This window comes from Curtobacterium sp. B18 (assembly GCF_000333375.1).
Taxonomy (GTDB): domain Bacteria; phylum Actinomycetota; class Actinomycetes; order Actinomycetales; family Microbacteriaceae; genus Curtobacterium.
This window is the reverse complement of sequence record NZ_BACZ01000763.1, coordinates 1-5,793: the sequence shown is the minus strand read 5'-3', so window position 1 is coordinate 5,793 and position 5,793 is coordinate 1. Positions and strand designations below refer to the sequence as shown.

General features: G+C 72.1%; 5 protein-coding genes and 1 pseudogene. 3 read left to right on the top strand and 3 right to left on the bottom strand.

Annotation, left to right across the window (positions count from 1 at the left end):
* On the bottom strand, positions 1-429 hold a 429-nt coding region (locus tag I5E_RS22325), incomplete at its 3' end, for a class I tRNA ligase family protein (protein WP_042724114.1).
* A gap of 246 nt (positions 430-675) precedes the next feature.
* Here I5E_RS22325 and I5E_RS20205 point away from each other — a divergent pair.
* Entirely contained in the window at positions 676-1,707 is a 1,032-nt protein-coding gene (locus I5E_RS20205) for a cation diffusion facilitator family transporter (RefSeq protein WP_022908576.1), read from the top strand.
* Positions 1,708-1,803: 96 nt separating this feature from the next.
* Here I5E_RS20205 and I5E_RS20200 read toward each other — a convergent pair whose 3' ends face one another.
* Both I5E_RS20200 and I5E_RS25860 read right to left on the bottom strand, forming a co-directional pair.
* Complete coding sequence (locus tag I5E_RS20200; protein ID WP_148287073.1) at positions 1,804-3,303, bottom strand: phospholipid carrier-dependent glycosyltransferase; 1,500 nt, start codon at positions 3,301-3,303, stop codon at positions 1,804-1,806.
* Positions 3,304-3,314: 11 nt separating this feature from the next.
* Positions 3,315-3,929: a TetR/AcrR family transcriptional regulator gene (locus I5E_RS25860; protein WP_022908574.1), complete on the bottom strand. Its 615-nt coding sequence runs from the start codon at positions 3,927-3,929 to the stop codon at positions 3,315-3,317.
* A 32-nt stretch (positions 3,930-3,961) separates the two neighbouring features.
* Between I5E_RS25860 and I5E_RS20190 the strand changes: the two genes are divergently transcribed.
* Entirely contained in the window at positions 3,962-5,590 is a 1,629-nt protein-coding gene (locus tag I5E_RS20190; protein WP_031263302.1) for an ABC transporter substrate-binding protein, read from the top strand.
* A gap of 83 nt (positions 5,591-5,673) precedes the next feature.
* Positions 5,674-5,793 (top strand): annotated as a pseudogene (locus tag I5E_RS26665) (ABC transporter permease); the annotation flags it as partial.

Genomic DNA, 5,793 nt, shown 5'->3' with positions numbered 1-5,793 from the left:
GGTGACGTACTGCTGCCACTCGTCGGTGTACTGCAGGACGGACTTCTTGGCGGCGGCGTTGAAGACGTCGACGCCCATCTCGTCGATCTCGTGCTTCTCGGTGATGCCGAGCTGGCGCATGGCCTCGAGCTCGGCGGGCAGCCCGTGCGTGTCCCAGCCGAAGCGACGGTGCACCTGCTTGCCGCGCATCGTCTGGTAGCGCGGGAAGACGTCCTTGGCGTAGCCGGTCAGCAGGTGCCCGTAGTGCGGCAGGCCGTTCGCGAACGGCGGGCCGTCGTAGAAGGTCCACTCGGGGCAGCCCTCACGCTGGTCGATCGACGCCTGGAACGTGCGGTCGCCCTTCCAGAAGGCGAGGATCCCCCGCTCGACGGCGGGGAAGGACGGCGAGGGGACGACGCCATCGGCATCGGCGTTCAGCGGGTACGGCACCGGGACTCCTTGTGGGTTCGCTCGATCTCCACGAGGACGGAGCACACTCCGCGGTACCACCTCGCTTGCCGACCACCGCTCGCGCTGTGGCCGACCGCTCGTTGCCGGGGCTGTGCGGCCCGGTCCGCCCGGTTCTACTGCCGGCCGTCGATCGTGCCGACTGCCGGGTTCTTCCGGAGGCTCCCCGGTGATGGCCGGATCGACGCCTGTGCACACGAGTTTAGCGGACGGGAGCATGCTGGAGCGATGCCCGACTCTTCCGAGCAGGATCGTCCCGAATCCCTGCTGACCGTCATCATCGCGTTCGGCGCGAACCTGCTCGTCGCGATCGCCAAGACGATCGCCTCCCTGATCTCCGGATCGGCCTCGATGGTGGCCGAGGCCGCACACTCGTGGGCCGACACCGGCAACGAGATCTTCCTGCTCGTCGCGGAACGGCGTGGCGCCCGCAAGCGCGACGCCCGGCACCCGCTCGGGTACGGGCGCGAGACCTACATCTGGTCGATGTTCGCCGCGTTCGGCCTCTTCACCGCCGGTGCCGTCGTGTCGATCTCCCACGGCATCTCGGAGCTCGGCGAGACCGGCCCGGCCGAGGACGTCCTGCTGAACTACATCGTGCTCGCGGTGTCGTTCTGCCTCGAGGGGACGAGCTTCGTGCAGGCGTACCGACAGGCGCACGGCGCGGCGACGAAGCGGAAGGTGCCGGTGCTCCGCCACGTGCTGCAGTCCTCGAACCCGACGCTGCGAGCCGTCTTCGCCGAGGACGCCGCCGCCCTGATCGGTCTGGTCGTCGCGTTCCTCGGGGTGTTCCTCCACCAGCTCACCGGCCTCGCGGTCTTCGACGCGGTCGGCTCCATCGCGATCGGCGTGCTGCTCGGGGTCGTCGCGATCGTCCTCATCGACCGCAACCGTCGGTTCCTGCTCGGTGAGAGCACGTCGCCGGAGCTCGAGAACGCGGTGCTCGTGGAGCTGCTCGGCCGGTCGCAGATCGAACGGGTCACCTACCTGCACCTCGAGTTCGTCGGTCCGTCGCGGGTGTACCTCGTGGCAGCGGTCGACCTCACGGGCAACGAGGTCGAGGAGCACGTCGCGGTGCGGCTCCGCGACGTCGAGAAGTCGCTCGAGGAGAGCCAGTACATCGAGGAGGCGGTCCTCACCCTGAGCTACCCCGGCGACGAGTCGCTCACCCCGACGGGCGAGGAGGTGCCGGAGGTGGTCCGGGACGGCACGGCCGAGGACGTCGCGGCGGGCGGGGCCGGGACGCTGCGGGCGAACTGAGGCTCCGAGGGGCGGGCGGCGCGGGCTCGCGCTGCGCGGGCTCACGCTGGGCGGGGCGGGGCGGGGCGGCCTGCTCCCGCCGCGCGGCTCGGTGTCTCAGCCGGCCGCGGCCGGCGCCAGCGTGGCGGTGTCCCCGCGACGCTGGATCGTGAGCCCGTCCTGCACGACCCAGACCCGCAGCGCGTCGAGCCGGAACTCCTCGAACCGGTCCGGGTGGTCGCGGAGCAGTGCCCGGAGCTCGTCGTCCATCGGGAACCGTGGGTCGATCCCGGCGACGAGCACGCCGTAGTCGCCGTACTGCACCGCCTGGGTCGCACCACGGTGGCCGATGAACACCGCGAACGCCTGCTGCGACGCCCCGGACACCAGGACCTTGTCCGTCCGCGGGACCCCGTGCGCGTCGAGCGCCGCGTCGAGCCGGGCGTACCCGGTGGTGCGGGTCTCGGCGACGGTGCGCACGACGACCGCCGCGGGGACGATCGTCACGGCGACCAGGACGAGCGCCACCACGGTCGTCACCGGCGGCCGCGACCGGGCGAGCCGGGCGTACCCGACGGCGGCGAGCGCGACGGCCCACGGCATCCACGCCTGGTAGTAGTGCGGCAGGGCGACGTTCGCGGTGGCGTAGAAGACGACGAGGATCCCGAGGGCGATGCCGAGGAGCGCGACGAGCCGGTCCGGACGGACCACGAACGCCGCGACGATCCCGACGAGGAGCACGACGACCGCCGGCCAGCCCACGCCCTCGACGACCCGCACGAAGTTCGTCCACCACGGCGCGAGCATGTACGTCTTCCCGAGGACCGAGATCTCGTGCCCCTTGGTGTCGTGCTCCCCCTGGAACGCGAGCATGTACGCGATCGCCCGGGTGCCACCGACGGGCACGTACGCCGCGACGAAGACCACCGCGAACGCCCCGGCGGCGGCGACACCGCCGGTGACGAGTCCCGACCAGCGGCGGAACAGCAGCGGGACGGCGACGACCGCGAGCACGAGGACGGCCGTGCTGACCTTCGACGTCACCGACAGCGCGAGCAGGGCACCGGCGAGCGCCATCCACCACCAGCCGTCCCAGGCCGTCGTCCGGTCGGCCGCCCGCCTCGGCCGGGCCGCCCACTGCCAGGCGGCGGCGAGCGCCGCGACGGCGAAGAACGTCATGACCGGCTCGAGCAGCGCGAGCCGGTCGATGCGCGCCGCGGTCCCGGAGGCGACGTCGGTCCACGTCGGCGAATCGCCGCGCGGCGTGAGCCACCACAGTCCGGCCGCGAGGAGCGCGCCCCAGTGTCCGACGGGCCGCCGGAGCCAGGCGAACAGGACGACACCGGTGCCGAACGACGCGGTCGCGGCGACGAGTCGGGGCCCGAGGACGCCCTCGCCCACGACGAGCTGCGCGAGGCCGAACAGGTACTTGGCGGTCGGCGGGTGCTGCAGGTTGTCGGTGAGCACCCCGTGCACGTAGGCCCACCCGGCGCGCGTGTAGGTGAACTCGTCGACGTAGGGGCTCTGCCGGCCGATGTGCCAGTACGCGACGAACAGCCCGGCGAGCGCGATCGCCGCGAGGGCGACCACTCGGATCGTCCGTCGCGCTCGGGTCACGGAGAGAGAGCCTATTGCGCCGGGGGCTCGAGCGGATCGAGACCCGCGGCCACCGGGGTGAGCGCCGCGCCGACGTACTCGACGAGGGAGCGACGACCGACGCCGTCGGCCACCCAGACGCCGAACGCGGCAGCGGCGGCGCCGAGCATGGCGCCGGACACCGTCTGGGGCCAGAGGGCGGCGGGGTGTTCGCCGGTCCGACGGGCCACGAAGGCCGACACGGCGGCGTGCTGGGCGCCCACGCGAGCCGCGACGCTCGCGACGAGTTCGTCACCGATGCCCATCACCTCGGCCTGCGCGATGGCCCACGGCACCCGCTCGGGGTCGTGGGCGCGGGCGGTGGCGAGGAGGGCGGCCTCGACCGCGCGGACAGCGGACTCCTCGGTCGAGGCCGCGAGGCACGCAGGCAGCGTGGCGACCGCGGCGTCGAGGTCGAGCCAGAGCACGTCGGACTTCGCGGTGAAGTAGTTGAAGAAGGTCGCCCGGCTCACGCCGGCCCGAGCGGCGATGTGGTCGACCGTCGTCCGGCCGTAGCCCTGCTCGAGGAACAGCTCGGCTGCGGCGTCGGCGAGCACCTCGGCGCTCGAGCGTCGGGGGCGGCCACCGCGGCGCATCGGTTCGTCCATGGCCCCCAGTAAACCGCTAGACTCGTGCGGCGATGATCTTGGACTCAGTACAGAAAACAGCGGCCGCGGTCGCCGGTGCCACCGCGCTCCTCCTCGTGCTCGCGGGCTGCACCGGTGGTGGCACCGCCGGCTCGAGCAGCACCCCCGTCGACGGCGGCACGCTCGTCTACGCCTCGGGCGACGCCGAGCCGACCTGCCTCGACCCGCACGTCGGCGGCAACTACCCGCAGGCGCTGCTGTCCACCCAGTACATCGAGGAGCTCACCGCGCTCGAGGACGGCAAGCCCGTGCCGGCGCTCGCGAAGTCGTGGACGACGAGCAACGACGGGACGACCCTGACGTTCACCCTGCGCGACGACGTCACGTTCACCGACGGCACGCCCTTCGACGCGGCCGCCGTGGTGGCGAACATCGAGCACGTGCAGGACCCCGCGACCGCCTCGAGCACGGGCTACCTCGCGCTGCAGTCGATCACGAAGGCGACGGCCACCGACGACCACACCGTCACGCTGACCCTGAGCCGCCCGGACAGCGCGCTGCTCGAGTCGTTCTCGCAGCCGTGGGTCGGCATGGAGTCCCCGAAGGCACTGGAGCGCTCGCAGGCGGTCAACTGCGAGTCGCCCGTCGGCACCGGCCCGTTCGAGGTCACCGGGTGGAAGCACGGCGACCGCGTCACGCTCCGGAAGAACAGCGACTACACGCCGCTCGACGGCGACACGAAGCCGCGCCTCGACGGGATCGCCTGGCGCTTCCTGCCCGACTCGACGTCGCGGTACGCGGCCCTGCAGTCCGGCCAGGTCGACGTCATCGACAACGCCCAGCCCGACCAGATCCAGGCGGCGTCGTCGAAGGGGTCCATCCGCGACCTGGACGCCCCGCGCCCCGGTGCGTCGAACCGCCTCGAGCTGAACTCGGGCCACGGGGTGTTCCGCGACGAGGCCGTCCGCAAGGCCTTCATCGCCGGCGCCGAGATCGATCCCGGCATCCGGTCGCTCTTCCTCGGGACGGCGAAGCGCTCCTACTCGGTGCTCTCCAGCGTCGAGCCGTACGCGTACTCGGACAAGAGTCTGTTCCGCTACTCCCCCACGAAGGCGGAGCAGCTGCTCGACGACGCCGGCTGGAAGGTCGGCAGCGACGGCATCCGCGAGAAGGACGGCAAGCAGCTGACGGTCACGTTCCCGGTGTCGACGAACCAGTCGGTCCCCGCGGAGCGCAGCCTGTTCCAGCAGATCCAGGCCTCCGAGAAGGCGGTCGGGTTCAAGGTCGTGCTCGAGGAGCTCGACCTGTCCAGCTGGTACGCGGCCCTCGCGGCGAACGAGTACGACGTCGTGAGCGCGCCGTACACGAAGGTCGGTGCGGACGTCCTGCGCATCCTGTACGACTCCGCGAGCATCACGCCCGCACCGTCCGGCTACTTCGCGAACCTCGCCCAGCTCGACGACCCGGCGCTCGACGACCTGCTCCAGCGGGCCGCGCGGATCTCGGACGCGTCCGAGCGCGGGAAGCTGTACGAGCAGGCGCAGCAGACCATCCTGTCGAGCGGCACCGTGCTCCCGCTCTACGACCAGCAGAACCACTTCCTGCTGCGGTCGAGCGTGCACGGCGTGCAGACCACCGCGGTCTCGACGCCGTGGTTCGGCACGGCCTGGATCGACCGCTGATCGCGCCACCCGGATCGTCGGACAGGAGGCACGGATTGCGTCGCGGACGTCGGCCACGGCGCACCGGGTGGTCGGGCTGGGCCCTGTGGGGCCTCCGCCGCCTGGCCGGCGGCGTCGGGGTGCTCTGGGCGGTCGCCACGATCGTGTTCGTCGCGATCCGGCTCATCCCGGGCGACCCCGCCCTCGCCATCCTCGGCGGCCCG

Excerpts from the sequence above, each read along its gene's own strand:
- I5E_RS20205 (WP_022908576.1), top strand. The coding sequence starts at position 676 with ATGCCCGACTCTTCCGAGCAGGATCGTCCCGAATCCCTGCTGACCGTC.
- I5E_RS25860 (WP_022908574.1), bottom strand. The coding sequence starts at position 3,929 with ATGGACGAACCGATGCGCCGCGGTGGCCGCCCCCGACGCTCGAGCGCC.
- I5E_RS20190 (WP_031263302.1), top strand. The coding sequence starts at position 3,962 with ATGATCTTGGACTCAGTACAGAAAACAGCGGCCGCGGTCGCCGGTGCC.